Below are 25,049 nucleotides of genomic sequence, written 5' to 3'. Positions count from 1 at the left end.
CACCGTCTCGGCCCGCAATTCCTCGGCCAACTGGCGCAACTGCTCCACCGACAGGTTGCGCAGGTCGCGCGGCGACGTCACACGGTCCAGAAGCGGAAAGCGGCCCTTCGTGGGGATGGCGTCCGAGCTATGGGCACCAATCTTGTCTTCGGCCATGGTCTCAGCTCCTGCGGTCGACGACGTAACGGATTAGGTCTCGCAGCCGGTCGGCTTCGGGTCCGAAGAGATCAAGATGGGCCTCCGCCTGCTCGGCCACGCGGCGCGCCTCGCGCGCGGCGCCGTCGACGCCCAGCAGCGCGACATAGGTGGACTTGCCCGCGGCCTGGTCCTTGCCGGCGGTCTTGCCCAGTTCCTCGGCGCTGGCAGTGGCGTCCAGCACGTCATCGGCGATCTGGAAGGCGGCGCCCAGGTCTCGGCCATAGGCGGCGATGCGCGCGCGCACCGACGGCTCGGCATGGCCGAGAATAGCCCCGGCCTCGGCCGCGTAGCGGATCAGGCAGCCGGTCTTGAGCGCGTGCAGGCGTTCGACATCCGGCAGGGACAGCGCGCGGCCTTCCCCTTCCATGTCGATCATCTGGCCGCCCACCATGCCGGCGGCGCCCGACGCGGCGGCCAGGGCACCTACCAGGCCGATGCGGATGGCCGCGTCGGGGTGCGTGGCCTCGTCGGCCAGGATCTCGAACGCCATCGTCTGCAACGCGTCGCCGGCCAGGATCGCGGTCGCCTCGTCGAACTTGCGGTGCGTCGAGGGCTGGCCGCGGCGCAGGTCGTCGTCATCCATCGCCGGCAGGTCGTCATGCACCAGCGAATAGGCATGCAGCATCTCGACCGATGCCGACACGCGATAGGACCGTGCATCGTCCACATCGAACAGGCTGGCGACTTCCGCCGTCAGGTAGCCGCGCAGGCGCTTGCCGCCGCCCAGGGTGGCGTAGCGCATGGCGTCCACCACCCGGCCCTCGGCGCCTGGTACCGGCGGCAACAGGGCGTCGATCGCGGCTTCGATCGCCGTGGCCCGCGTCGACAGGGAAGACCGCAGCAGGCTGGCGCGGTCCACGGTCTGCCCTGTCCGGGCGGTCGCTGTTGTGTGGCTCATCGGTACGTCAATCCATCGATTTCGTCTCCAGCGCGCCATCGGCGCACTGGATGATCGCCTGAACGCGGGCATCGGCCTCGTTCAGCTTGCTCTCGCAATGTCGTCTCAGGGCCGCCCCACGCTCGTAGGATGCGATGGCATCCTGGAGGCGAAGCTGTCCGCCTTCGAGCTTGCGCACGATGTCCTCGAGCTGCGCGAGGGCATCCTCGAAGGAAAGCTGGGACAGATCTTCCGTCATGGGTGCGGTTCTTCCATCATGAGGCGCAGGAATTACTCCCAGGTGGCCTCTTCTGCCAAGGGCATAGGACGACGAGGGGGATTTTGTGCCATCTGTGGCATTTAGGGCACGTCTTTGGAATGAACAGGCAAGTTTCGTGTCCTAAGTGCCTGCCGGCGCATCGGGGCGGCGGCGGATCACGAAGGACAGGACCCCGCCATCCTCGCCGAAGGCGATCAGGGCATGGCCCGTCTCGCGGCAGAAAGCCTGAAAATCGGCGACGCTGGCGCGGTCGGTCGCGATCACGCGCAGCCGGTCGCCCGGCTGCATACCGCGCAGCGCCCGATTGGCCTTGAGAACGGGCAGCGGGCAGCTCAGCCCTTTGACGTCGAGCAGCGTCTCGCTCATGGCTGCGGACTCCGGAAGGCGGCAGCGGATCGTGAACCCTCTGCCTCGGGGGTGACTTTACGGCACGAAAGGTCGCACCATAGAAGAAATGGCGACCATGGAAAATATCACGGCTGACGGGATGGATATGACCGGCTATCGGATCGGAATCGATTTTGGCGGAACGAAGATCGAAATCGCGGCGCTGGCCCGCGCTGACGGCAGGGAACTGGCCCGGCGACGCATCGCCAACCCGGGACATTACGCGGGCGCGGTGACGGCCATTCGCGACCTCGTCGCGGGTATGGATGCCGAACTGGGCGGCTCGGGCAGTGTGGGGATCGGCATTCCGGGTTCGATCAGCCCCGAAAGCGGCCTGATCAAGAACGCGAACGCCACCTGGCTGAACAACCAGCCCTTCGGGCGCGACCTGACCGAATCCCTGGGGCGTGAGGTGCGGGTCGAAAACGATGCCAATTGCTTCGCCTTGTCCGAAGCCGTGGACGGCGCCGGCGCCGGCCGACGCGTCGTTCTGGGGGTGATTCTGGGCACCGGGATGGGCGGCGGCCTGGTCGTGGAGGGCAAGCTGCTGACCGGGGCGCATCATATCGCCGGTGAATGGGGGCATATCCCGCTGCCCTGGCCGCGAATCACGGAAATGCCGTTCCCCAAATGTTTCTGCGGCAACGAAGGCTGCCTGGAGCGTTTCCTCAGCGGCCCGGCGCTGGCGCAGGACTGGAAAGGTGCGGGCCATCGCGACACGGCAGGGATCGAGGACGCGGCCGAAGCGGGGGACATCGCCGCCATCGGGGCGCTGGACCGCTATGTGGACCGCCTGGCGCGGGCCTGTGCCATGGCGATCAATTTCCTGGATCCCGATGTCATCGTGCTGGGCGGCGGGGTGTCGAACCTGCTGTCGATCTATGCCCGCGTCCCGCGCCTTATGCTGCGATACGTCATCACGCCGCAGTGCGACACGCCCGTCATCCGCAACCAGCACGGCGACAGCTCGGGCGTGCGCGGCGCGGCCTGGCTATGGTCGGCGGACGAGACCGCCGCATAGCGGCATGGAGGCGGTCCGTCGCGCCGCCTCTTTCATTCGTCCGGCTGGCTGGCGTCCGGCTGACTGGGAAGAACCCGGTCGGGACGGAATCCGGTCGCGACGACGTACAGTTCGCTCGATTCCTTGCGGCTGGCCGGCGGCTTGGCGTGGCGGACGGTCGCGAAGGCATGCTTCATCGGCTCCAGCATCTGCTTCTCCGACCCGCCCTGGAAGACCTTGGCGACGAAGGTGCCGCCCGGTGCCAGCACCTTCAGCGCGAAATCCAGGGCCAGTTCCGCCAGGCCGAGAATGCGCAGATGGTCGGTGGGCGCATGGCCGGTCGTATTCGGCGCCATGTCCGACAGCACCAGATCGGCTGGCCCGCCCAGCAGGTCCGTCAGTTTGCCGGGCAGGTCCGGATCGTTGAAATCGCCTTCCAGGATCGTGGCGCCGGCGACCGGATCGACCGGCAGCAGGTCGACGCCGACGACATGGCTGGCGCCACGCTTGACAGCGACCTGAGTCCAGCCGCCCGGGGCGGCGCCGAGATCGACCACCCGCATGCCGGGACGGATCAGGTGGAAGCGGTCATCGAGTTCGATCAGCTTGAAGGCCGCGCGCGACCGCCAGCCCTGCTTGCGGGCGGCCTGAACATAAGGGTCGTTCAATTGGCGGTTGAGCCAACGTTGCTGGGCGGTCGTGCGGCCACGGGCGGTCCGCAGGGAGACGGCCTGGCTGCGGGTCGAGCGCGCCGCGCCCGAATCCGCGGCGGCGTTGCCGGTGCCGGGGGCCGAACTGCTGCTGAGCGCCTTGCCGGGAACGCGCGGCTTGCCGCCGCCAGCCGGGGGACGCCGCTTCATGGATGCGACGCACCCATCGCGGGGGGGCAGGGCGATGCGAAGGGCAGGGCGCCCGACGCCGATGGCAGGGCCAGAGGGGCCGAATCGTTGATCATGCGCAGCAGCATACCATCACGCAGGCCGCGATCGGCCACCATGATTTCCGGCACCGGCCATACCCTGTGGATCGCCTCGAAGATCGCGCAGCCCGGCATGACGTACTGGGCGCGGTCGGGCCCCACGCACGGGTGCTGGCTCAACCCCTCCGGCCCCATGGCGGCCAGGGTGCGAATCGCGTCCCGGGCCGGCCCGGCCTCCAGGATCGTGCCGTCCACCGCCGTCCGGCTGTAGCGGGTCAGGGACAGGGCGATGCTGGCCAGGGTAGTGACGGTGCCGCTGGTGCCGATCAGGCTGACATTGCCGCGGCTGATTTCGCGGCGGATGCAATGCACGGCCTCGAACGCGCGGAGCTGGCCCGCGATCTGCTCGACCATCCGCTGGTAGCCCTGCTCGCTGAACGCGCTCTCGCCGAACTGTTCCGCCTGGGTGATGACACCGGCCGGCAGGCTGAGATAGCCGCTGAGATCCTGGCGGCGCGCATGGCGATCGGTGCGGACCCAGGCGATTTCGGTCGAGCCGCCGCCGATGTCGAACAACAGCGCGCGGGTGCGGGTGGGAGACACCCGGTCGTCATGCAGCAATGCCGAACAGCTTTCCATCGCCAGTTCGGCTTCCTCGCGCGACGAGATGACGGTGATGTCCAGCCCCGTCTCGCGCCGCGCGCGTTCGATGAACGCGGCGCCGTTACCGGCGCGACGGCAGGCCTCGGTCGCGACGGCGCGATAGCGGAACAGGCGCCGGCGTTCCATGCGCATGGCACAGACCCGCAGCGCCTCGATGGTGCGGTCCATGGCGTGTGGGCTGAGTTGCCCGGTCCGTTGCAGGCCCTCGCCCAGACGCACGATCCGGTTGAAGCTGTCGACGACACGAAAGCCGTCGGCATGGGGGGCGGCGATCATCAGGCGGCAATTGTTCGTCCCAAGGTCGATCGCACCGAACATACCCGGCACGCTGCGATTCGCCCTGTATCCCGACGCACGGGGGAGTCGCGTTGCCTCCTGGCCATCGCGCCAGGACATCGTATTGTCCATCGGACGGTCCCTCTGCCACCACCGTATAGCATATAGTGTGTGCTGACCCGCGCGCAGGGCAAGACAAATATGTCGGTTTGAAAAAACCGCACGGAAAGGTGCTTGTCACGTTCCATGGCCGATGCTATCAGCCCCTCACCGCACGGTGCCGAGCCGGTCGCCCGGTTGGGGGATAGTTTAGCGGTAGAACTACCGGCTCTGACCCGGTCAGCCCTGGTTCGAATCCAGGTCCCCCAGCCAATATTTCCTTGCAATAGCCTGTTGAAACTGATCGTCCGGCACGGACGATACCGTGCGTGGATTTCGTCTACGCGCGATCCTGCTCCAGCTCGTCAGGGCAGAGAAAGCAGAGGCCTATCAGGATCGGGATGGGTAACAGGAAATAGCCCGATATCGCGTGGCGCATGAACACGGAGAGAAACGCGCCGGCGATGCAGCTTGCCCACCCCAGACCGGGAAGGGCGGCGGCAAGAGAGAACGCGGGTTTGCCAACCCGCGCATTCCACAGAAACCCCACCATGTTATCGGCGAATTTGACGATATTGTTGGTAACGACGATCGTCTGGACAGAAACGCTGGAGAAGCGGGACAGAACTTCGCCCTGCATGGCCATGGCAACGGTCAAGAGCAGGATCTCCGCCCGCGAGCGCGTGCCGCCCGGATGCGCCCAGTGCAGGATCTGGGCCAGGGCCAGCAACGCAGCGATCCACAGCCACTCATGACGGTAGGCGCGCAGGCCGCGACGCAGCAGGCTGGCGATCAGGGCACCGCAGAAAAACAAGCCCAGAACAGTGCCGACAGCCGCGACTTTCGGCCAATCCTGATCGGCGAGCGAGATGCCGAAATTGGTCGAGTTGCCGGTCATGGCGGCGCTGAAGATGCCGTGGAGTTCGACATAGCCGACAGCATCGACATAACCGGCGATAAGGCTCAGTGCGATGACACGAAGTGCCGAGTGGGTTGCGGCGCTCATCAGACGATAAGCGGCTTGTCCTGGCGCAGTTTCGACAGGGTTTCCTTGTCGAGATTGAGATGTTCCTTCACCATCTGGCGGGGCGACAGGCCGAGCCACTGGTTGGCCGAGAAGTCGGCGAACCGATCGCTCTTGAAGGCTTCCAGGAACACCATGGGTTCGTCGCCGATATTCTCGAGATAATGACCCATGCCCAGCGGGACATACCCAACGTCTCCAGCACAGTAATCGAACGTTCGCGCCTTTCCGCCCGATGCGAACACGGTCATGCGGGCGCGCCCACGGACGAAATACTGCCATTCGTCGTTATTGGGGTGCCAGTGGAGTTCGCGCAGCCGCCCGGGTTCGACGACATTGATCGCGGCGGCGATGGTGGAGGCCGCCGGAAAATTGCGGGAATCCACGACGCGAACAGTACCGCCGGCGGCCTTCGCCGGTTCCTGTCGCAGGAAGCGGTGCGTATAGCGGATCGGGGACGGACCCTGCGGGCATTTGACCGCATCCTGCTTCGCGACCGTGGGCTCGGTACCATTGAAGATCCAGCGGGTCTTTTCGACATCGGTCGGCAGATGAGCGAACGCGGATTCCGGCACGCCGAAATTCTTGGCCAGGATGTGGCGCGGTGTATGGGCAAACCAGTCGCTGATCAGAAAGGTCTCGTTTTCAGAGAAATTGGCATCGTCGAAGACCAGCAGGAATTCACATCCCTCATCTCCCAGTCCCTGGATCGAGTGGGGAATACCGGCGGGAAAGTTCCAGATATCTCCGGCCTCGACATCGTCGACGAAGGGACGTCCTTCGGTGTCGATGGCGGTGACGCGGGCCTTTCCGGCGATCATGAATCCCCATTCCGCTTCCTTATGATAGTGCAGCTCGCGGTAGCCGCCGGGCTTGAGGCGCATATTGACGCCGGCGAGAGTGGTCGCAGCCGGGAGTTCGCGGATGGTGATTTCGCGCGCCCAGCCGCCGGACCCCAGGCGATTGCGTGCGTCCGCATAGGAAAATTTCAGATTGGGGATGGTTCCGGCATCGGTGTCCGGCGAGGCGAAAAGATCGGGAACCTCTTGTTCGCGAGCCAGGTTGCGTGGACCAAGGATATTGGCGCCACGATCGCCGCGAATGGGTTCCAGCGCTTCGGGCTTTGAACTCAGCCAAGGAAGATCGGCCATCGGAGTCTCTCCTGATCAGGTGCAATTTGTGACGTAATATGTCAAAGTGCCGGGAGAGCCGTTGATGCGAATCAAGGATTACGATTTTTCTTCGGATTTTCACGGTTTTGTGAAAATTGGCGGCTTCAGTAGGCAAGAAAGCGCCTCTGCCAGCAAGAAACAAAAGTATTTATATAAGTAAAAATGACGTTTAATATATATTATGCCAATTATTATAAGTAAAAAAATAATACTATAAATATTTTATCAAATAAAACTACCGCCGGTCGGGGCGGCGCAGCCGGTAGCTCAGGGCTTCGGCGACGTGAGGTTGAGCAGTTTCCGTTTCTCCACTGAGATCGGCAATGGTGCGGGCCACGCGCAGCAGTCGCGTGAAGCCGCGTGCCGACAGGCGTAGCCGGTCGGCAGCCCGCACCGCATAGTCACGGGCGATGGTACTGGTCGGGAACAGATCGGGGGAGGCTTCGGCATTGGTCAGCCCATCCTGGCGCGCGGTCTGGATGGCACGCGCGGCAGCCACGCGCTGCGCCACCACGGCGCTGCTTTCGCCCGTCGGCAGGCCCGCCAGTTCGGCGGGCGACACTGGTTCGACATGCACGGTCATATCCATCCGGTCCAGCATGGGGCCGGAGATGCGGGCGGTGTAATCCTCGCCACAGCGCGGCGCCTTGCGGCATTCCTGCGTCGCATCGCCCAGATAGCCGCAACGGCAGGGATTCATCGCCGCGACCAGTTGGAAGCGGGCAGGGTAGGTGACATGGCCCGAGGCCCGGGACACCGTGATGGTTCCGGACTCGATCGGCTGGCGTAGCCCCTCCAGCGCCGCGCGGGAAAATTCCGGCAGTTCGTCCAGAAACAGTACGCCGCGATGGGCCAGGCTGACTTCACCCGGCCGCAGCCGGTTGCCGCCGCCCACCAGGGCGACATGGCTGGTGGAATGATGCGGATCGCGGAAGGGCGGACGGAAGATGGGCAATCCCATCGGCAACTGGCCGGAAATACTGTGAATCCGGCTGATCTCCAGGATCTCGGCGCTCGTCAGGTCGGGCAGCAGGGAGGGCAGGCGGGCCGCGAGCATCGATTTGCCGGCACCGGGCGGGCCGGTCATCAGCAGCGAATGTGCTCCGGCCGCCGCGATTTCCAGCGCTCGCCGCGCCGTCTCCATGCCGCGCACATCCGCCAGATCGGGGCCGCCCGCGCTATCGAACGGCAGGCGGGACGGCAATTCGACCGCAGGCAGGACCTGTTCGCCGGTCAGATGATTGACCAGTGCCAGCAGGCTCTCCGCCGCAACGATATCCAGGCCGTCGCCGGCCCAGCGGGCCTCGGGCCCTTGCGTGGCGCCGCAGATCAGGCCGCGCGACTGCTCCACCGCCGTCAGGGCAGCCGGCAGCACGCCTGGGACCGGATTGATCCGGCCGTCGAGCGACAATTCGCCGATCGCGCCATAACGTCCGCTTTCCTCCGGCGGGACGACCGCCATCGCCGTCAGCAGTGCCAGCGCGATCGGCAGGTCGAAGTGCGACCCTTCCTTGACGATATTGGCGGGCGCCAGATTGACCACGATCCGCTTGGCCGGCAGCGCCAGGCCCATCGCCGCCAGGGCCGCGCGCACACGTTCGCGCGCTTCGGCCACCGCCTTGTCGGCCAGGCCGACGATCAGGAAGGATGGCAGGCCTGCCGCAAGCTGCACCTCGACCCGCACGGGAATGGCATCGATACCCGACAGGGCGAAACCCAGCACGGAAGAAATGGTCATATGGTCCCGATCGCCGGAAAATTCTCCATGGCAATGTTGTAGCCCAGAACGCCGGATGCGAAACCCCATGGGCTTATCGCCGCGGCGTTACGAGTTGGCATAATATATATTATGAGACATTTGGCCATGTTCCATCAGGAGGCCGTTTTTCGGTTCCCGATGCCGCCCGGCCGGCGTGTCGCCCGTCGTGGTGCCGATTCCGGCGGCGAGACGGCCGGCGAGACGCCCTCGACCGCGTCGCGTGGGGTAATCCGGTTCCATACGTCCAGTGCCGCGATCTTGTACGCCTCGGCAAAGGTCGGGTAGTTGAAGGTCGCTTCGATGAAATACTCGACGCTGCCGTTGAAATTCATGACCGCCTGGCCGATGTGAATCAGCTCGGTCGCCCCTTCCCCCACGATATGTACGCCCAGAATGCGGTGTCCGTCCAATCCGACAACAAGTTTCAGGAACCCCTCGCTCTTGCCCATGATGACGCCGCGCGAGGTCTCGCGGAACCGGGCGATTCCGGTCTCGTAGGGGATTTTTCGTGTGCGGGCCTCGTCCTCGGACAGGCCGACCGTGGAGATTTCAGGCACCGCATAGATGCCGTACGGGAAGAATTTCGGCGCGGGCGGCACGGGCTGGCCGCAGGCATGGCAGGCGGCGATGCGACCCTGTTCCATGGATGTGGACGCCAGCGCGGGAAAGCCGATGACATCGCCGGTCGCGTAGATGTTCGGAATTTCGGTCTGGAACGTGATCGGGTCCACCTTCAGCCGGCCGCGTGAATCCGCTTTCAGCCCGGCAGCCTCCAGATCCAGCGCGTCCGTCGCACCCTGCCGCCCGCCGGTATAGAGCAGCAGGTCCGCGCGCACGCGCCGGCCGCCTTCCAGAATGGCCACCGGCTGGCCGGCCTCGATCGCGATCGATTCCACGGTGCTGCCCAGGCGGAAATTGACGCCGCGATCGCGCAGTTGGTGAACGAATTCCTCGATCGTCTCGTGATCGATGAATTCGAGAACATGCTCGCGCTGGTCCACGATCGTCACGCGCACGCCCAGCGCGCTGAAGATCGTGGCGTATTCGATGCCGATCACGCCTCCGCCGATCACGGTCAGGGAGCGTGGCAGGCAGGCCAGGCGCGTCATGCCGTCGCTGTCGATGATGCTGGCATCGTCGAAAGGCACATAGGCCGGGCGATGCGGCACGGAGCCCACGGCGATGACGATGGCGCGCCCGCGAGCACGTTGCTCCACCCCCTCCTCGCCGGCGATCGAGATGGTATGGCGGTCGATAAAACGCGCCGTCCCCCGGGTCACGGCAATATCGTTGCGGGCGAACTGGTGTTCCAGCACTTCCACTTCGCCCTGGATGGTCTTGTACAGGCGCATGCTCAGGTCCTGCGCGTCGATCGACTGCTTCACGCGGTAATTGACCCCGTAGAAGCCGCGTTCCCGCCAGCCCGTCAGGTTCAGGATCGTCTCGCGCAACGTCTTGGACGGAATGGTCCCGCTATGGACCGACACGCCGCCGACCTGGGCCTGCCGTTCGATGACCAGCACCGATCGGCCGAATTTCGACGCCTGCACGGCCGCCCGCCGCCCCGAAGGACCGGAGCCGATGACGATCAGATCGTAATCATATGCGGCGATCATGAATCTCGGCCCCCGGCGGACCCGCAATGGGGCACCTGACAGGACCATGACGCCGCCATTGCCCATCGGGTTGCCTAGCAACCGACATCTGGCGGCCGATGCGCCGGAGGCAGTCCGGGCTCGACGGGTCTCAATTCCGGATATGTTTGCGGTGACGCCGGCCATTCTGTCGCGGGTCCAGGCGCGTTACCTTTCCCCGCGTCGGGGTTGGATGTCGCCGGGCCCCTCCCAGCCCTGCTGCTGGCCGCACTATGCCGAAACACCCGGCCTGGACCGCCTGGTCTCGGTCGCGAACGTCACGCCCGCCCATTTGATCGCGCTGTTCCGCCGTCACCTCGGGACTGACGGGATACGGCACCGGCTTCCACCTCTCCCGCGAGGTGCGCCTTCTGGCGGGCCTGAGCGCCCGGCAACTTCGCAAGCGGGGCAGCCGCGAGCCTGGCTCGTCCGAGAACGGTGACGGATTACTCCTCCATGCCAACATATCCGCCGCGTCTCCCGCCCTGCCACCCCTGAAAGGCTCCCGCATCATGACCCCGCTCATTCCCGTCATCGACATCGCTCCCCTGCGCGTCGGCGACGACGTCAACCGCGCCGAAACGGCCGCCGCGATGGGCAAGGCCTGCCGCGAGACCGGCTTCTTCTATATCACCGGCCACGGGGTCGCGCCGGAGACGGTCGCGGCGCTGTTCGCGGCCGCCCGCGCCTTCTTCAGCCAGCCCAGCGCGGCCAAGGATCGGCTCGCCATGTATCGGGTGGGCCGGAATCGCGGTTATGTCGGACTGGGCGTCGAGCGTCTCGACACCACCGCGCTGCCCGATCGCAAGGAGGCCTTCAATATCAGCCCCGCGGAGCCCGGCGCGGATGCGTGGCCGGACCTTCCCGGCTGGCGGGCGCTGATGATCCGCCATTTCGAGACCTGCTTGGACCTTGGTGCCGCCCTGCATCGCGGCTTCGCGCGCGACCTTGGTGTGGCGGAGGATTTCTTCGCCGATAAATTCAGGAATCCAATGGCGACCCTGCGACTGCTGCGGTACCCCGCGCCCTCCGGCGCCGAAACGGTCGCGCCGGGTGCCGGAGCACATACGGACTATGGCAATGTCACCATTCTCGTCGTCAATGGCGTCTCGGGCCTACAGGTGCGCCCGCGCGGCGGTGACTGGATGGACGCCCCACTGATCCCCGGCACCTTCATCTGCAATATCGGTGATTGTCTGATGCGCTGGAGCAACGACGTCTACGTCTCCACCCCGCACTGGGTGCTGCGTCCGGCGGCGGAGCGCTACGCAATCGCCTTCTTCCTCGACCCCGACGCCGACGCGCTGGTCGAGCCGATCGTGAGCCTTGCGGGTGACAACCCGCACTATCCCCCCGTCACCGGCTATGATTATCTTCAGGAGCGACTGAACGCGACATACAACCACCGTTCATGAAGGCGTGTGTCTGACCGGAAAAGGCCATGGACCCCGAGATCACCGAACGTCTCGTATCGATTCTGACCTGGACGCCGCAAACTCAGTCGCGCATCGCGGGCGGCTATACTCCCGCCGCGCGATACCGCGTCGCGGCGGCGGGAAAGAGCGCGTTCGTCAAGATCGCGACCAATCGCGAGACATCGTCCGCGTTGCGCAGGGAGGCGGCGGCCTATCAGGCGGTCGGAGCGTCGTTTCGTCCGGCGCTCATCGGTTTCCAGGACGACGGCACGCATCCGATGCTGGTGACGGAAGACCTGTCCGGCAGCTTTGTCGCGCCGCCATGGCATGCGAAGACGATCGATAACGTCCTGTGTCTTGTCGAGCGTCTGCACGCCTCATCGGCGACGCTTCGCCCCTATCGCGACATCCATGGCGACGTCGATACCGGATGGATGCTCGTCCAGCGCGATCCACGGCCTTTCCTGGGGCTGGGCATCGCCTCGGCCACGTGGCTCTCGCACGCATTACCCGCGCTGCTGGCGGCGGAAGCATCCTGTGCGACGTCCGGTTCCGCGCCCTGCCATTGGGACATTCGCAGCGACAATCTTGCCTTTCCCACGGCGGGCGCGAAGCTGGTCGACTGGTCGGAAGCCTGTCTGTCCAACCCGCGCCTCGATCTGGGGTTCTGGCTGCCCAGCCTTGCCAGCGAAGGTGGCCCCGCTCCCGACGCGCTCCTGCCCGGCGCGCCGGAGATCGCGGCCTGGGTGTCGGGCTATTTCGCCGCGCGCGCGGGCCTGCCGGTGATCGCGCATGCGCCCCGGGTAAGGCAGGTCCAGCAGCGGCAACTCCTCACCGCGCTGGCATGGGCGCAACGGGCCCTGCGCCTGCCGCCGCTCTAGCCGGGGTTGCGGCATGCGCGACGATCCAGTCTTCCACCGTGCGTAGTGCGATCGGGGCAATCGTTTCTCCGATCGTTCCATATTCAATAGGGCGGCCCGTGTCGGCGGTCTGAAACAGATGATTGAGGTCCGGCAGTTCCAGCACCGTCGCATCGCGATCGTCGCGCAGGGCGTTCCTGATACCCGCCAGATTGGTTTCCGGTTCGACCTGGAGATCTTTCGATCCGCCCAATGCCAGCACCGGGCAGCGCACCTTGCCCAGATCCATCCGGGGATCGTGTGCCACGAACCAGCGGAACCAGGGCGACGCGACCACCTTGATCGCGTCGGGCGGAACGATGTCGACGCGATGCCCGTCGGCGCTGGCAAGCGCCTGCCACGTATTTTGCAGAATGGCATCGGCCTGTTTCTGGTCCTGCGCCGTCTTGAGCGCGTCATAGAGCGTCCGCATCGTCGCCACGGATCGGTCCACCAGCGCGTCGGGGATGCCCGCGGCGTGTTCAATCAGGCGTTTCTGCTGGAGAAGAAGCTGTTCCCCAGGTTCGCCGCTGCCCGCGAGCAGCACGATGAACGCAATTCCCGGATCACGGGCCGCCACCATCGGGGCGATGATCGCGCCTTCGCTGTGGCCCATCAGGCCGATGCGATGTGGGTCGATATCCTTGCGCGACCGCAGGAAGGCGATACCAGCCGCGGTATCTCCGGCGAAATCTGCGGTGGTCGCGGTTACGACTTCGCCCGTGGATCCGCCGATCTGCCGGTCATCGACACGCAGAACGGCAATGCCCCGCCGGGTCAGCGCGTCCGCTCAGACCAGAAACGGCTTATGACCGAACAGCGTCTCGTCACGATCCTGCAAGCCCGATCCCGTGATCAACAGAACGGCCGGAAACGGACCCGGGCCGGCGGGCAGGGTCAGAGTGCCCGCCAGGTGGGCGTGACCGATGTCGTTGTCGTAGCGCACGTTCTCGCTTCGATAGGGGAAAGGCGGACGCGGTGTTTGCATGCGCATGACGGGCCGTTCCGTGGCGCTCGCCGCCCGTGTCATGACCAGTGGCAGCGTCCCGGCCCCCTGCGACCATGTTCCGGCCAATGTTCCACCGTCGGGCGACAAGGTTGCCGTGTAGGTGGCGCGCGGAACCGCGAACCGGATGGAGACTACCCTGCCCTGCTGCGTGACGCTCCGTGCGTGCAGGCCCAGCGCGCCCTGTTCGGGACTGTCCAGGGTCGCGGTCCATCCGTCAGCCGAATCCGCAACATGCAGGCCCAGCGGAATGATCGCGCCCGTCGGGGCCGTCAGCGCCCCGGTCCAGTCACCTGACAGGGGTGAGGGTGGAGCGCCGGCCGCAGCCGTATTGGACATGATGAACACCAGGCCGCACGCGGCGATCAGTCTCCTGCCCCGCACGATGATGCTTGCCTTGTCGCCAATGTGGAACTGTATCGATCGGTAGACGATGCGGTCAAATCATGCCTGCCGCAAGCATCAGGCACGTCGCCGCAGTGGCCGCATGCAACGCGCAATGGAGCGTATTGGGCACCATGCCATTCCGTTGCGGCAGAAAAGCATGCGTCTTTCCGAACAGGGACCGATAGCGTGCGGCCCGACGCGGGTCCGCCCGGACCAGATAGGGCCACCACCATGCCCGGATCTCTCCGACCAACAGGAGAGCGTAACAGAACAGCAATTCGCGCCGCAGCGACAACGGAAGCGATGCCCGACCGTAGCACATGCTGGCAGCGAGGAACAGCGTGAACGGGAGGGACTGCACGACGGTGACGACGATCAATCGGCCAGTTCCATCGATATCGCGTGCCGCGCGCGCATCGTTCAGCGGGCCGAGTTTCAACCAGTCATGCAGCCACAAAATGCCGACCTGGACTATTTGAAGGACGAGAAGCACCACGGAAAGCCTTACATTGTAAGTTTTGCCACCTTATATCTTTACGGTGTAAGTTGATCAAGATGACGGAATGGACTTTCCCACGATGGCGTTGACGGTCACGCGCATCGTCGATGCGGCGCTTGCTATTGTCGATGAAGGGGGGCTACGCGCCTTGACGATGCGTTCGTTAGGCGCGTGCCTTGGGGTGGAGGCGATGTCGCTCTACCATCATGTCCGAAACCGGGACGCGCTGCTGGATCTGCTCGTCGCGCGCGTTCTGGCGGAAGCCGCTGCCGACGATGCGCCGGTTGCGGGCGATTGGCGGGCATGGTTGACGCGGGTGGCCTCCCGCTATCGTCAGGTCCTGAAAGCCCATCCCGGATTGGTAGGGGAAATCGCGGTTCGTCCCGTGCGTTCGCCTGCCGCCTGGCAGAAATTGGCGGCTGGAGCATCCATCCTGGAGCAGTCGGGCTTTTCGCGCCCGCACAGCTTTTACATCCTCGATGCGTTGGGCATGTTCGTGATTGGTCATGTGTTGGCGGAAACGGGGGGGAAGCCTGCGCAAGACGCACCGCGCATCGGCACCCATGACGAGATCTTCGTCTTCGGCCTTGCGACATTTTTGCAGGGTTGCGGCGCGCGCGCCGATAGCCACCGCCCGTCTTCCTGAACGGGCCGGCCTCGGAACGCCCCGCACTGGGCGAGATCCTGAACAGTCCGGCGGAGGGGCGGTCACCCCCGAACTCCTGACACATGAACGTCGTCGGCCCTGGCGCGCGTACGGCGGGCTTGTCCTCGGCGGAATGGGCGTTTAGAGCGTGTCGCGGCGGATGCATGCGCGCCGCATGATGTCATATATGATTGTTTTAAAATATTTATTCTTCTTCCGGACTGAAAGATACGTCGTGACGCGCCGCTGGCCCGCTCCGGGAACACTGAGTGTCTGCTCATCGGAGAATGCGACATGACGAGAGCCGCTCGGAGGATATGCCGCCATTCCGGGGCGAGAACCCGCTGGCTGCTCGCCCTGTCCGGTACGATCGTCATGCAGGCCGGCATCGCCCGCGCCGATACGATCCTGGACTGGTGGCGCGGCGTGACCCTGCACGGCCAGATCGAGGGCGGAATCAATGCCAATCCCGCCCGGCCGGCGAACGGCGATAATTTCGCCGAATTCATAGGCGACCATGCCAACCAGGCGCAACTGAACCAGGTGGCCGTGACCGTGGCCCGGCCCGTTGACCAGAGCGCCCCCCTTTATCAGGTCGGCTTCATGGTCCGGGCTTTGTACGGCGCCGATGCCCGGTATTTCGAGATCGCCGGCATCACCGACCGGATGATGAGCGGCCGCTATCAGTTCATACCCGCCCAGGCCCACCTGGACATGCATCTGCCCTGGCTGACGCACCATGGGCTGGACATGCAGGCCGGCATCCTGGGTTCGCCCATGGGGGTGGAAGCATTGGACCCCACTGCCCGCCCCTTCTATACCATGGCCTATACGACGCAATATTCGACGCCGTTCGAGCATGTCGGCGCGATGTTCCAGTTCCATGCCACCGATCGGTTCGACGTGTTGTTCGGGGTCGATACCGGCAATCAGGTCTCGTTCGGTCGCGGCGACAACAACAATGCCGCCGCCGGCTATTTTGGACTTGCAGGCAGCGGCTTCGCGGGAGGGCGCCTGTCCTTCACCTATCTGGGGCGCGTGGGGCCGGAAGATGCCGTCCGCGCGCTGGGCAGGCGCGCCGACAGCGCGCAACGATTCTGGAACGACCTGAACGCGACCTACACGCTCAGCGACCGCCTGTCGGTAACCGGCGAACTCAACGTGCTGCACGACGAGGGGCTTCGCGCCGATACCTACAGTTTCGTCAGCTTCCTCAGCTATCAGCTCGCCCCGTCATTGACCTTCAATTATCGGGGCGAGATCTATCGCGACAATACCGGGCTGATCGTGACCAGCTTCCTGGCCGACAATGCCTATATGCGCTCCACATTGGGCTGGCCGGCGGATACGCAATCCGCTCCGCCGACCACCTACGGCGCCCTGACGCTGGGCCTGACCTGGCACCCGTCGCCGGGCCATGGAGCCAGCCTGTTCGAGATCCGTCCGGAAATCCGCTTCGACCGTTCTCTGAGCAACACGACGCCGTTCAACGACCTGCGAAACGCCGGCATGTTCACCTTTGGCGGAGACGCGGTGCTGGGCTTCTGATCCCGCACGAAAATGAGCGACGCGTCGGACGCTCAGAGCTGAAACTCTCCCGGCTTTTCCTTCGCGCCATCATGATCGCTGTCATGGTCTCCGTCGGCGCCGCCGTCGATCGTCACCGTGCCGATGCCGCTGATCTCCTTGCTCAGCGACGCCGGCTTGCGGGTCAGTTCCACCGCCCCAACACCGCTGAGGCGGACGGAAGCGTGCCCGCTCGGCCCGATGCTGACATGGCCGGCACCGGAAATGCCGATATCCGCGTCCCGCACGATCATGTCCGACAGGTCGGCCTGCGCCGCGCCCGCGACCCTCAGTTCCACCATGTCCGCCCTGCCGTGCCCGGTCACGTTGCCCGCGCCCTCCACCGTCAGGGACAGGTGATCCACCGCCACGTCGTTCAGGGTCAGCGACCCGGCGGAGCGCAGGGTCAGCGTCTTGATGGCCGGCGCGGTGACGACGATCCGCAGATGGCCGTTATGCCAGTGATGATGGACGGCGTGGTCCATGCCCAGCACGTCGCCGTTCAGCGTTACCCGATCCACGATATCGCGTGGGCCCGAGACAGTGATGCCGGCGGCCGGCCCCTGCGTATAGACGATGCTGGCCGGGACCTCGAAGGTCAGCGCCTCGCCGCCTTTCCAGTCGATCCGGTGCGAAGCCGCCGGCGCCGCCGGCCCGTCATCGTCGTCATCCAGCAGGTCCAGGGCGGCAAAATGCCAGTTGATCGGGCCGCGCACCGCCGCCACGGCGAAGCAGGCCATGGACAGGAACGCCCCGCCGACCGCCACCAATATGAGTCCACGAATCATGATTTTCTCCTTGCGCGCAGGGCGCCGTTCGGACTTGGCCGTCAGTCGCGCACCGGGGCGCCGGTTCCGGCCGCGATCAGCCGGTAGTGGGCGCGTCCGTAGCGAACCAGCAGATTGACCAGCCCGATGGTGAACAGGATGCAGGCCGCGGTCAGCGCGGCTCCGCCGCTCAGTACGCCCAGGCTCAACAGGCCGGCCTGTAGCCGGTCGCCGGTGAAACCCGGCAGATTGGTAATGAGCGCGAACGGCAGGATCAGGCCGCCACCCAGCGCGGTCACGATCCCGACCAGCAGGAAGGCGAGCAGCGAGGACGCAACGCCGACCAGCACCGGCAGCACGACGAACAGGTCCAGCGTGGCCAGGCCGATCACGCCCACGATGACGCCCAGCGCGGCGGCGAGACTGCGCTCGTCTTCCCACCGGCGCAGGCCGGCTTCGGCACGCAGTTCGCGGGCCACGCGCGCGGGGTCGCCCAGGGCGGTGGCGACATCGGCCTCGCTGCGGCCGGCCGTGCGCCCGGCATCGAAATGTCCCTCGTAATCGGCGATGATGTCGTCGACCGTCGATCGCGGCAGCCCCCGCAGGCCGCTTCTCAGCCTCCGGAGAAATGAATCCCGCTCATTCATGATGTCTTCTCCAGATCCGGATCCAGAATGGCGGCGACGGCGCGCGTAAAGTCGGTCCATGCCGCTTTCTGGGCAGTGAGGTTGTTTCGGCCGCCTGCGGTCAGGCGATAATATTTTCGCGGGGGGCCGGAAGAGGATTCGACCAGGTAGGTGGAAACCAGCCCGTCCTTCTGCATCCGACGCATCAGGGGGTAGATGGTGCCCTCACCCATGTCGATGGCGGCGGACAGACGGCTGGCGATATCGTAGCCGTAGGAGTCCGACCGCGCGAGAAGTGCGAGAACGCACAGTTCCAGCACCCCTTTCTTGAACTGGACGAGATTGCTGTCCACGACGTCTCGTTCCTTGAATGGGTTCCGCACCGCACGGAACCTGTCTATGCAAGGTAGCCACTATTGGCTGGTTCCTGGCAATGATTTTTTTGCCGGAGAGAAAAATCGGGCACAAAAAAAGCCGGACAAGCCGGCTGAGTCTGATACGATCAAACGAGAGAAAACTCTTATAATATACTATTTTTTAAAGATATAATGTCACTATCCGATCAAAGTCGCGCTTGCGTGGCACGCATGCGCTCCAGCACGTCCTGATCGGTGCGTTCGAAGCGCAGCGGCGTGACCGAGACCTTTCCGGATAAAACAGCCTCCGTCTCGGTTCCCGCGTCGTCGGTGGTGGACGACCGTTTCAGGCTCAGCCAGTGATAGGCACCGTTGCGCGGATCGATGCGCGCGGCGATGGAGGCACCCCCCAGAAGCCCCGCCCCCTGGCTGGTCAGCACCGGGCCGCCCGCCTGCTCGGGCGGGCGATCGGGGAAGTTGACGTTCAGGCAGGCGTCGCGGGCCCAGTCCAGCCGCATCAGGTCGCGAATGATCGTCGGCGCCAGTGCCCGCGCCGTCTCCCACCGCACCGGATGGTCCCGGCCGAACAACTGGCTCAGGGCGATCGATGGAATACCCATCAGCAGCCCCATCATCGCGGCACCGACCGTGCCCGAGAACACCGTCTCCATTCCCAGATTGGCGCCACGATTGACGCCCGACAGCAGCAGGTCCGGCGGCTGGCCGGCCATCAGGTGGCTCGCGCCCATCACCACACAGTCGGCCGGGGTGCCGGAGACGCCGTACCGCCGCTCCCCCCGCTGGCTGACCCGCAGCGGGTCATGCAGGCTGAGCGCGTGCGAGGTGCCGCTCTGGTCCCGTTCGGGTGCCACCACCCAGATTTCGGGCGCCAGGGTCGCGGCGATCTCGACCAGCGTGGCCAGTCCCGGCGCGTCGATGCCGTCGTCATTGGTCAGCAGAATGCGCCGCGCGATAAAATCGGTTTCCACCACATCACCTTCCCGATCGGCCACCGGACTGGCCGGAGCGCCTGCGTATCACCCCGGCGTCGAGACGGAAACGGGGCGTGGCGGTCAATCGCCGTATGTCGCGGCCCCGGTCAACATCTCCAGCCCGGCCGACAGGTCGGCGATCAGGTCGTCGGCGTTTTCCAGCCCGATATGCAGCCGGCAGGCGGGGCCGCCCGGCGCCTCGGCCGCGCAGGTGCGGAGGATGCCGCCGGTCGTGGGCAGAACCAGGCTTTCATACCCACCCCATGACGCCCCGATGCCGAACAGGGTCAGAGAATCGATCATGGCGATCATCGCCTCCTGGCTGTAGTCCGGCTGGAACACCACGCCGAACAGCGCGGAGGCGCCGCTGAAATCGCGCCGCCAGACATCGTGTCCGGGGCAGGACGGCAGGGCCGGGTGCAGCACGCGCGCGACTTCCGGCCGCCCGGCCAGCCACAGCGCCACGTCGATCGCGCTGCGCGACTGGCGCTCCAGCCGCGCGCCCATGGTGCGCAGGCCGCGCAGGGTCAGCCAGCAATCGTCCGGGCCGGCCACCTGCCCCAGTTGGATGCAGGTGTCGCGCAGCACGTGCCAGTCCTGCTCGTCGGCGACCGAAATCGCGCCGATGATGCTGTCCGAATGGCCGGAAGGATATTTGGTCAGCGCCTGTACCGCGATATCCACCCCATGTTCGAACGGGTGGAAGATCCCCACGCCCCACGTATTGTCCAGTATCAGCCGTGCGCCATGCTCATGTGCGACGTCGGCGATCATGCGGACATCCTGAACTTCGAACGTATGGCTGCCGGGACTCTCGGCGAATACGACCTGGGTGTTGGGCCGCATCATCGCCCGCAGCCCGGCCGCATCGGTCAGCGGCGGATAGAAGGTGGTGTCCACCCCGAAACGGCGCAGCACCGTGTTGGCGAAGCGCCGCGTGGGGCCATAGACGGAATCGGGGATCAGGCAGTGGCCGTTCTTGCCCAGGAAGGCCAGCAGCGGCGTGGTGCAGGCCGCCAGGCCCGACGATACGATCTGGGCATGGCGCGCACCCTCGATCGCGGCGATCGCGGCTTCAAGCTCGTGCTGGATCGGCGTGCCCATGGCACCGTAGATCACTTCGTGGTCGTAGCGCCGGGCCCCGTTGCGGTTCATGTCCGCAACGGTCGGGAACAGCACCGTCGAGCCGCGTGTCGGCGGCTGGTTGACCAGCGTGCCGCGCGCATCCGCCGGCAGGTCGCGGGCCAGATGGACCAGCAGGGTGCCCATCTCGCGCCAGCCGCGCGACACGGCGTGATGCAGGGTCTCGCGTTCGGTCACGAAGCGGCGCCCCGTCCCGGCCCGGTTTCGACCGGCGCACCGGGGGTGGAGCCCCATTCGGCCCAGGACCCGTCATACAACGCGTCACCCGCGCGGCCGCAGATCGCCAGCCCCAGGGAAAGGACCGCCGCCGACACGCCGGAACCGCAGGTGGTGACGACGTGCCGATCCTCGGTCACGCCTGCCGCTGCGAAGCGAGCATGCAGGATTTCGGGCGGCAGGAAGGCGCGCTGTTCATCCAGCAGCAGGCCGTACGGCAGGTTGTGCGCGCCGGGCATGTGGCCCGACCGCACGCCCGGCCGGGGCTCCGCGACCTCGCCCCTGAAACGCTCCGGGGCCCGTGCATCCAGGATCAGCCGGTTTCCGCGTGCCACATGATCGCGCATGTCGCCCAGCCCCGCGACCTGCACGAAGCGCGGTGCAGGACGAAAGGCGGCGGCGCGCGCGCCCTGCGGCGTGCCTTCCTCGACCGGGCCGCCGGCGCGTCGCCAGGCCGGCAGGCCGCCATCCAGCACCTGGACGCGATCCAGCCCGAACAGGCGGGCCAGCCACCATCCCCGAGCCGCCGACGCCGCGTTGCCCTGGTCGTAGAACACCACGTGCGCGCTGTCGGACAGGCCCAGCGCGCCCGCCAGTGCCGCGAAGCGCGCCTGGGTCGGGATCATGTGCGGCAGGTGAGATTCGGGGTCGGAAAACTGCTCGATATCGAAGCGGCGGGCGCCCGGCAGCCGAGCTTCGGCAAACCGCAGCGCCGGGTCGAACGTCTCGCCAGGCAGCGCCAGCGTGGCGTCGAGCAGGACGAGATCCGGCGCGGACAGCAGATCCAGTAGCCGGACGGGCGAGATCAGGGGATGAATGGACGGATGCATGGATCGGGGCTCCATCACGGTTCCGTGCTGTTCCGGGCCCAGACGGAGCGGCGGGGCCTGCGAAGCACAGACCGTCCTTAGCGGAGTGCCTCGGTCCCGATCAACCATCGGGGCTGGCGGGTCAGGATGCATCATGGGGCCCTTTACCATCCCGGTGCCGTGCCACATCATCTGAGAGTGCCGGATGCGCTCCGGCATCGCGAGCCATGGCGGGAACCAATGACCGAGCGCATCATGATGGGGTTGTTGCTGGGCGGCGTGGCCTTCGGGTGCGGCGCCATCCTCTATCCGTTCATGTCCGCACTGCTCTGGGCGGCGATCCTGACCTTCGCCACCTGGCCGGCCTATGTCCGCCTCCGGCGCCGCGCCGGCCCGGTGACGGGCGCCGCCATCATGACGATACTGACCACGCTGGTGGTCGCCGTGCCGCTGGTGATCGTGGTCAGTTCCAGCATCGCCGACCTCCCCGGCACCTTCGCGCGCCTGACCGCCTCGCTGACTTCGGTCCACCTGCCCGCGCCGGCATGGCTGTCGCATATTCCGCTGATCGGGCCCGACCTGGCGAACCGCTGGACCCAGTGGGCAACCGACCTGGGCCATGCCGAGCATATGCTGCTGCCCTATGCCGGCAGTATCGCGCAATCGATGCTGAGCGGCCTGATGCTGGTGGCCAGCGGGCTGGTCCATCTGGGCATGGCGCTGTTCATCGCCTTCTTCTTCTGGCTGGGCGGCGATGGGCTCGGTTCCACCTTTTCGGCCGTCATCCGGCGCATCGCCGGGGCCTATGCCGACCGGATTATCGGCATCATCGGCCGGACCATCCGTGGGACGGTCTACGGCATCCTGGGTACCGCGATCATCCAGGGCGTGCTGACGGGGCTGGGCTTCGCCCTGACCGGGCTGCCGCAACCCGTGCTGTTCGGCATGATCACCGCCGGGGTCGCGGTGTTGCCGGTCGGCGCGCCGCTGGTCTGGATTCCGGGCGCGCTGGTGCTGATGCTGACGCATCATCTCTGGCGCGGGGTCTGCCTGGTGGCGTTCGGCACCTTCATCATTTCCGGGGCCGACCATGTCATCCGCCCGATGTTCATCTCGCGCGGCGCGCAGTTGCCTTACCTGCTGACCGTCCTGGGTGTCCTGGGCGGCGTCTGGACCTTCGGCGCGCTGGGGATCTTCCTGGGCCCAGTGCTGCTGGGCGTCGGCTACACGCTGACGGCCGAATTCGCTGCCAACGCGCCGGGCGGCGCGGGAGACACCGCCCGGATACAGGAGACGTTCATCGAATCATGAGCATCCCGCACCCCTCCCCGCTGCTGGCGCCGCGCCCGGGGCAGCGTCCGCGTCCGGCCCATATGCCGGTGCCCGCCGTCGGGCCGGAGCGCAAGATCGTCAGTTGGAACCTGCTGCACCGCGTCGGCGCCACCCCGCGCGACGTCATCCACCTGATCGAAGAAGAACGGCCGGACCTGCTGCTGATGCAGGAAGCCACTGTGGATGTCGACGCCCTGCCCCACCTGATCGGCGGATATTACGCCCGGGCGCCCCTGCCGGGACGCGTCCATGGCGTCGCGTGCTGGAGCCCGACACCGTTCCGGCGGCCTCCGCTGGCCTGCACCCTGCCCTCGGGGCCGCTGGTGCGCCGGGTCGCGCAGGTGATCGAATGCGCGGCATTCGGCTTTTCGGTGGCGAATGTCCATCTGTCGCACGGCCAGATCATGAACCGTCGGCAATTGCGCCGCCTGGTCGAGATCCTGCCGTCTCACGCCGCCGTGCTGGGCGATTTCAACCTGGTCGGCCCGACCCTGATGCCCAGCTTCCGCGATGTCGGGCCGCGCGCACCGACCCACAGGATGGTCGACATGGTGCCGATCCGGATCGACCGATGCCTGGTGCGCGGCCTGGTCTGCACCCAGGCGCGGGTGCTGAACCATTACGCGTCGGATCACCGGCCGATCGCGGTGCGGCTGGAACGGTCGGGCTACAGGTAGGGCAGCAACAGGCGCGCCGCGGAATCGCGCAGGCGGGTCGGCAGCCGCCTGCGGTCCAGATCGTGATGGGTCAGACGGTCCAACCGGTGAATGGCGATGAAATCGTCGATCCGCGCCGCCAGCGCGTCGTCATAGGTCTCCAGATTGATCTCGAAATTCAGCCGAAGGCTGCGCACGTCCAGGTTCGAACTGCCGACGAAGGTCCAGTGCCGGTCCACCACCATCAGTTTCGAATGGTTGAAGGGCGGCCTGGCCTGCCAGACGCGGCATCCGGAATCGAGAAAGCGCGGCAGGTTGGCCGAACGGGCCCAGTCGATCAGGGTATGATTGCTGTGCCGCGGCACCACGATATCCACCTCGATCCCGCGCAGGGCCGCCAGGGCCAGTTCGGTCAGGAATCGCTCGCCGGGCAGGAAATAGGGCGTCATCAGCCGCACCGACTGCCGCGCCATCGTGATGGCCTGGAGCATGGTGTATTCGATCTTCTCCAGGTCGGAATCGGGCCCCGCCGTGACGATTCGTGCCAGCGTGTCGCCCTTCCACGTCACCTCGGGAAAGATCGAGGCCGGGGCGAGGTCGTCGCCCCAGGCGAAGGACCAGTCCTGGGCGAAGGCTTCGGTCAATTGATGGACGATCGGGCCTTCCAGCCGAAAATGCGTATCCGCGACCGGATGGCGCGGGTGGGTCGCCATCAGGTTCTCCACCCCGATATTCAGTCCGCCCATGAAGCCGAGATGCCCGTCCACCACCAGGATCTTCTTGTGGTTGCGCATGTTGATGAAGGGCATGCGCCAAGGCAGCATCGAATGCATGAACCGCGCCACCGGGACCCCGGCCCGGCGCAGCGCGGATGCGACCGCGCAACGGAAATAGCCGCTGCCGATGCCATCGACCAGCACCCGCACCGCGACGCCGCGACGATGGGCCTGGACCAGCGCGGCCAGGAACCGCTCGCCGGCTTCATCGCCGCGAAAGATATAGGAACAGAGCAGCACGCTGCTGCTGGCGGCATCGATCGCCGCCAGCATCTGCGGATAGACCTCGTCGCCGTTATGCAGCATCTCGACCTGATTGCCGCCCATCAACGGGCGGCCGGTCAGCTTGCCGACCATCTGCGCCAGAGGGGCGAAGCGGCCTTCCTCGGCTCGCTTCCAGCGAGAGGACAGCGTGCGGCTGTGCCAGGAGGCCCGCCCGATCAGCTTGCGCGCACGGCGATGGACCCGATTGATGCCGAACATCGCGTACAAGGTTCCGCCGGTGAACGGCATCAGGATCGCAATGCCGATCCAGCCGATCGCGGCACCGACATCCTTCTTGTTCAGCAGGACATGCATCGTCACGCAGCCTGCAACCATCACACGGAATACAGCGATCAGCAGAAGGACGGTTTGCCAGTACACGATCAGCATGCGACGGGTCGATCCA

26 protein-coding genes and 1 tRNA gene are annotated in these 25,049 nt (G+C 65.8%); 8 read left to right on the top strand and 19 right to left on the bottom strand.

Annotated features, from left to right (window positions below; all coding sequences use genetic code 11):
- Window positions 1-160 precede the first annotated feature (160 nt).
- The 3 genes from HLH48_RS03130 to HLH48_RS03120 form a co-directional block, all read right to left on the bottom strand.
- Complete coding sequence (locus tag HLH48_RS03130) at window positions 161-1,096, bottom strand: polyprenyl synthetase family protein (protein ID WP_182996029.1); 936 nt, start codon at window positions 1,094-1,096, stop codon at window positions 161-163.
- Window positions 1,097-1,103: 7 nt separating this feature from the next.
- On the bottom strand, window positions 1,104-1,334 hold the full coding sequence (locus HLH48_RS03125) for an exodeoxyribonuclease VII small subunit (RefSeq protein WP_182996028.1): 231 nt from the start codon (window positions 1,332-1,334) through the stop codon (window positions 1,104-1,106).
- A 141-nt stretch (window positions 1,335-1,475) separates the two neighbouring features.
- The gene (locus HLH48_RS03120) at window positions 1,476-1,721 is read right to left on the bottom strand and encodes a sulfurtransferase TusA family protein (protein WP_182996027.1); all 246 of its coding nucleotides are present in this window, start codon (window positions 1,719-1,721) and stop codon (window positions 1,476-1,478) included.
- Window positions 1,722-1,848: 127 nt separating this feature from the next.
- Here HLH48_RS03120 and HLH48_RS03115 point away from each other — a divergent pair, with 127 nt between their 5' ends.
- Window positions 1,849-2,763 (top strand): ROK family protein, encoded by a 915-nt coding sequence (locus HLH48_RS03115; RefSeq protein ID WP_182996059.1) that lies wholly within the window; start codon window positions 1,849-1,851, stop codon window positions 2,761-2,763.
- Window positions 2,764-2,795: 32 nt separating this feature from the next.
- On the opposite strand, the gene HLH48_RS03110 is transcribed toward HLH48_RS03115, so the two are convergent.
- Entirely contained in the window at window positions 2,796-3,602 is an 807-nt protein-coding gene (locus tag HLH48_RS03110; RefSeq protein WP_182996026.1) for an RlmE family RNA methyltransferase, read from the bottom strand.
- Entirely contained in the window at window positions 3,599-4,732 is a 1,134-nt protein-coding gene (locus HLH48_RS03105) for a Ppx/GppA phosphatase family protein (RefSeq protein ID WP_182996025.1), read from the bottom strand. Before HLH48_RS03105 ends, HLH48_RS03110 begins: the two co-directional genes overlap by 4 nt.
- A 166-nt stretch (window positions 4,733-4,898) precedes the next feature.
- Here HLH48_RS03105 and HLH48_RS03100 point away from each other — a divergent pair.
- Window positions 4,899-4,972 (top strand) — tRNA-Gln (locus HLH48_RS03100).
- Window positions 4,973-5,039: 67 nt separating this feature from the next.
- Here HLH48_RS03100 and HLH48_RS03095 read toward each other — a convergent pair.
- From HLH48_RS03095 to sthA, 4 genes are all read right to left on the bottom strand, one after another.
- Window positions 5,040-5,705 carry a YoaK family protein gene (locus tag HLH48_RS03095; protein WP_182996024.1) on the bottom strand — a complete coding sequence of 222 codons (666 nt, stop codon included), beginning with the start codon at window positions 5,703-5,705 and terminating at the stop codon, window positions 5,040-5,042.
- Entirely contained in the window at window positions 5,705-6,874 is a 1,170-nt protein-coding gene (locus tag HLH48_RS03090; protein ID WP_182996023.1) for an oxalate decarboxylase family bicupin, read from the bottom strand. Before HLH48_RS03090 ends, HLH48_RS03095 begins: the two co-directional genes overlap by 1 nt.
- Before the next feature lie 256 nt (window positions 6,875-7,130).
- Window positions 7,131-8,633 (bottom strand): YifB family Mg chelatase-like AAA ATPase, encoded by a 1,503-nt coding sequence (locus HLH48_RS03085; protein WP_182996022.1) that lies wholly within the window; start codon window positions 8,631-8,633, stop codon window positions 7,131-7,133.
- Window positions 8,634-8,767: 134 nt separating this feature from the next.
- Window positions 8,768-10,270 (bottom strand): Si-specific NAD(P)(+) transhydrogenase, encoded by a 1,503-nt coding sequence (gene sthA / locus HLH48_RS03080; RefSeq protein ID WP_182996021.1) that lies wholly within the window; start codon window positions 10,268-10,270, stop codon window positions 8,768-8,770.
- Between the two features lie 530 nt (window positions 10,271-10,800).
- Between sthA and HLH48_RS03075 the strand changes: the two genes are divergently transcribed.
- Both HLH48_RS03075 and HLH48_RS03070 read left to right on the top strand, forming a co-directional pair.
- The gene (locus HLH48_RS03075; RefSeq protein ID WP_182996020.1) at window positions 10,801-11,703 is read left to right on the top strand and encodes an isopenicillin N synthase family dioxygenase; all 903 of its coding nucleotides are present in this window, start codon (window positions 10,801-10,803) and stop codon (window positions 11,701-11,703) included.
- Between the two features lie 26 nt (window positions 11,704-11,729).
- Window positions 11,730-12,584 carry a phosphotransferase gene (locus tag HLH48_RS03070; RefSeq protein ID WP_182996019.1) on the top strand — a complete coding sequence of 285 codons (855 nt, stop codon included), beginning with the start codon at window positions 11,730-11,732 and terminating at the stop codon, window positions 12,582-12,584.
- Here HLH48_RS03070 and HLH48_RS03065 read toward each other — a convergent pair.
- Genes HLH48_RS03065 through HLH48_RS03055 form a run of 3 tightly spaced genes read right to left on the bottom strand, consistent with a single transcriptional unit; the run spans window position 12,535 to window position 14,488 of the window.
- Window positions 12,535-13,383 carry an alpha/beta hydrolase family protein gene (locus tag HLH48_RS03065; RefSeq protein ID WP_182996058.1) on the bottom strand — a complete coding sequence of 283 codons (849 nt, stop codon included), beginning with the start codon at window positions 13,381-13,383 and terminating at the stop codon, window positions 12,535-12,537. The genes HLH48_RS03070 and HLH48_RS03065 overlap by 50 nt on opposite strands.
- Before the next feature lie 9 nt (window positions 13,384-13,392).
- Window positions 13,393-13,992 carry a hypothetical protein gene (locus HLH48_RS03060; RefSeq protein ID WP_182996018.1) on the bottom strand — a complete coding sequence of 200 codons (600 nt, stop codon included), beginning with the start codon at window positions 13,990-13,992 and terminating at the stop codon, window positions 13,393-13,395.
- 55 nt (window positions 13,993-14,047) lie between these two features.
- Window positions 14,048-14,488, bottom strand: a complete 441-nt coding sequence (locus tag HLH48_RS03055; protein ID WP_182996017.1) for a hypothetical protein — start codon at window positions 14,486-14,488, stop codon at window positions 14,048-14,050.
- 70 nt (window positions 14,489-14,558) lie between these two features.
- On the opposite strand from HLH48_RS03055, the gene HLH48_RS03050 reads away from it, so the two are divergent.
- Window positions 14,559-15,140, top strand: a complete 582-nt coding sequence (locus tag HLH48_RS03050) for a TetR/AcrR family transcriptional regulator C-terminal domain-containing protein (RefSeq protein ID WP_182996016.1) — start codon at window positions 14,559-14,561, stop codon at window positions 15,138-15,140.
- A gap of 375 nt (window positions 15,141-15,515) precedes the next feature.
- Window positions 15,516-16,688 (top strand): outer membrane beta-barrel protein, encoded by a 1,173-nt coding sequence (locus HLH48_RS03045; RefSeq protein WP_246386774.1) that lies wholly within the window; start codon window positions 15,516-15,518, stop codon window positions 16,686-16,688.
- 32 nt (window positions 16,689-16,720) lie between these two features.
- Here the strand turns inward: HLH48_RS03045 and HLH48_RS03040 are convergent, their stop codons facing one another.
- From HLH48_RS03040 to HLH48_RS03015, 6 genes are all read right to left on the bottom strand, one after another.
- Complete coding sequence (locus HLH48_RS03040; RefSeq protein ID WP_182996014.1) at window positions 16,721-17,494, bottom strand: GIN domain-containing protein; 774 nt, start codon at window positions 17,492-17,494, stop codon at window positions 16,721-16,723.
- Between the two features lie 41 nt (window positions 17,495-17,535).
- A complete protein-coding gene (locus tag HLH48_RS03035; protein ID WP_182996013.1) occupies window positions 17,536-18,120 on the bottom strand; it encodes a DUF1700 domain-containing protein in 585 nt (194 codons plus the stop codon).
- Window positions 18,117-18,452, bottom strand: a complete 336-nt coding sequence (locus tag HLH48_RS03030) for a PadR family transcriptional regulator (RefSeq protein WP_182996012.1) — start codon at window positions 18,450-18,452, stop codon at window positions 18,117-18,119. Before HLH48_RS03030 ends, HLH48_RS03035 begins: the two co-directional genes overlap by 4 nt.
- Window positions 18,453-18,661: 209 nt before the next feature.
- Window positions 18,662-19,444, bottom strand: coding sequence for a 5'/3'-nucleotidase SurE (gene surE, locus HLH48_RS03025; protein WP_264813394.1), 783 nt, complete (start codon window positions 19,442-19,444; stop codon window positions 18,662-18,664).
- An 84-nt stretch (window positions 19,445-19,528) separates the two neighbouring features.
- A complete protein-coding gene (gene metC, locus HLH48_RS03020; RefSeq protein ID WP_246386765.1) occupies window positions 19,529-20,716 on the bottom strand; it encodes a cystathionine beta-lyase in 1,188 nt (395 codons plus the stop codon).
- Window positions 20,717-20,763: 47 nt separating this feature from the next.
- A complete protein-coding gene (locus HLH48_RS03015) occupies window positions 20,764-21,636 on the bottom strand; it encodes a sulfurtransferase (protein ID WP_182996010.1) in 873 nt (290 codons plus the stop codon).
- A gap of 219 nt (window positions 21,637-21,855) precedes the next feature.
- Here HLH48_RS03015 and HLH48_RS03010 point away from each other — a divergent pair, with 219 nt between their 5' ends.
- Both HLH48_RS03010 and HLH48_RS03005 read left to right on the top strand, forming a co-directional pair.
- The gene (locus HLH48_RS03010; protein ID WP_182996009.1) at window positions 21,856-22,926 is read left to right on the top strand and encodes an AI-2E family transporter; all 1,071 of its coding nucleotides are present in this window, start codon (window positions 21,856-21,858) and stop codon (window positions 22,924-22,926) included.
- On the top strand, window positions 22,923-23,624 hold the full coding sequence (locus HLH48_RS03005; RefSeq protein ID WP_182996008.1) for an endonuclease/exonuclease/phosphatase family protein: 702 nt from the start codon (window positions 22,923-22,925) through the stop codon (window positions 23,622-23,624). Before HLH48_RS03010 ends, HLH48_RS03005 begins: the two co-directional genes overlap by 4 nt.
- Here the strand turns inward: HLH48_RS03005 and cls are convergent.
- Window positions 23,615-25,033 carry a cardiolipin synthase gene (gene cls, locus HLH48_RS03000; RefSeq protein ID WP_182996007.1) on the bottom strand — a complete coding sequence of 473 codons (1,419 nt, stop codon included), beginning with the start codon at window positions 25,031-25,033 and terminating at the stop codon, window positions 23,615-23,617. The two genes, HLH48_RS03005 and cls, sit on opposite strands and share 10 nt — an antisense overlap.
- Window positions 25,034-25,049: the final 16 nt, after the last annotated feature.

Source organism: Gluconacetobacter sacchari (assembly GCF_014174255.1).
GTDB lineage: Bacteria > Pseudomonadota > Alphaproteobacteria > Acetobacterales > Acetobacteraceae > Gluconacetobacter > Gluconacetobacter sacchari.
Note: the sequence above shows the minus strand (reverse complement) of the source record. Positions and strands in the feature narration are given on the sequence as shown.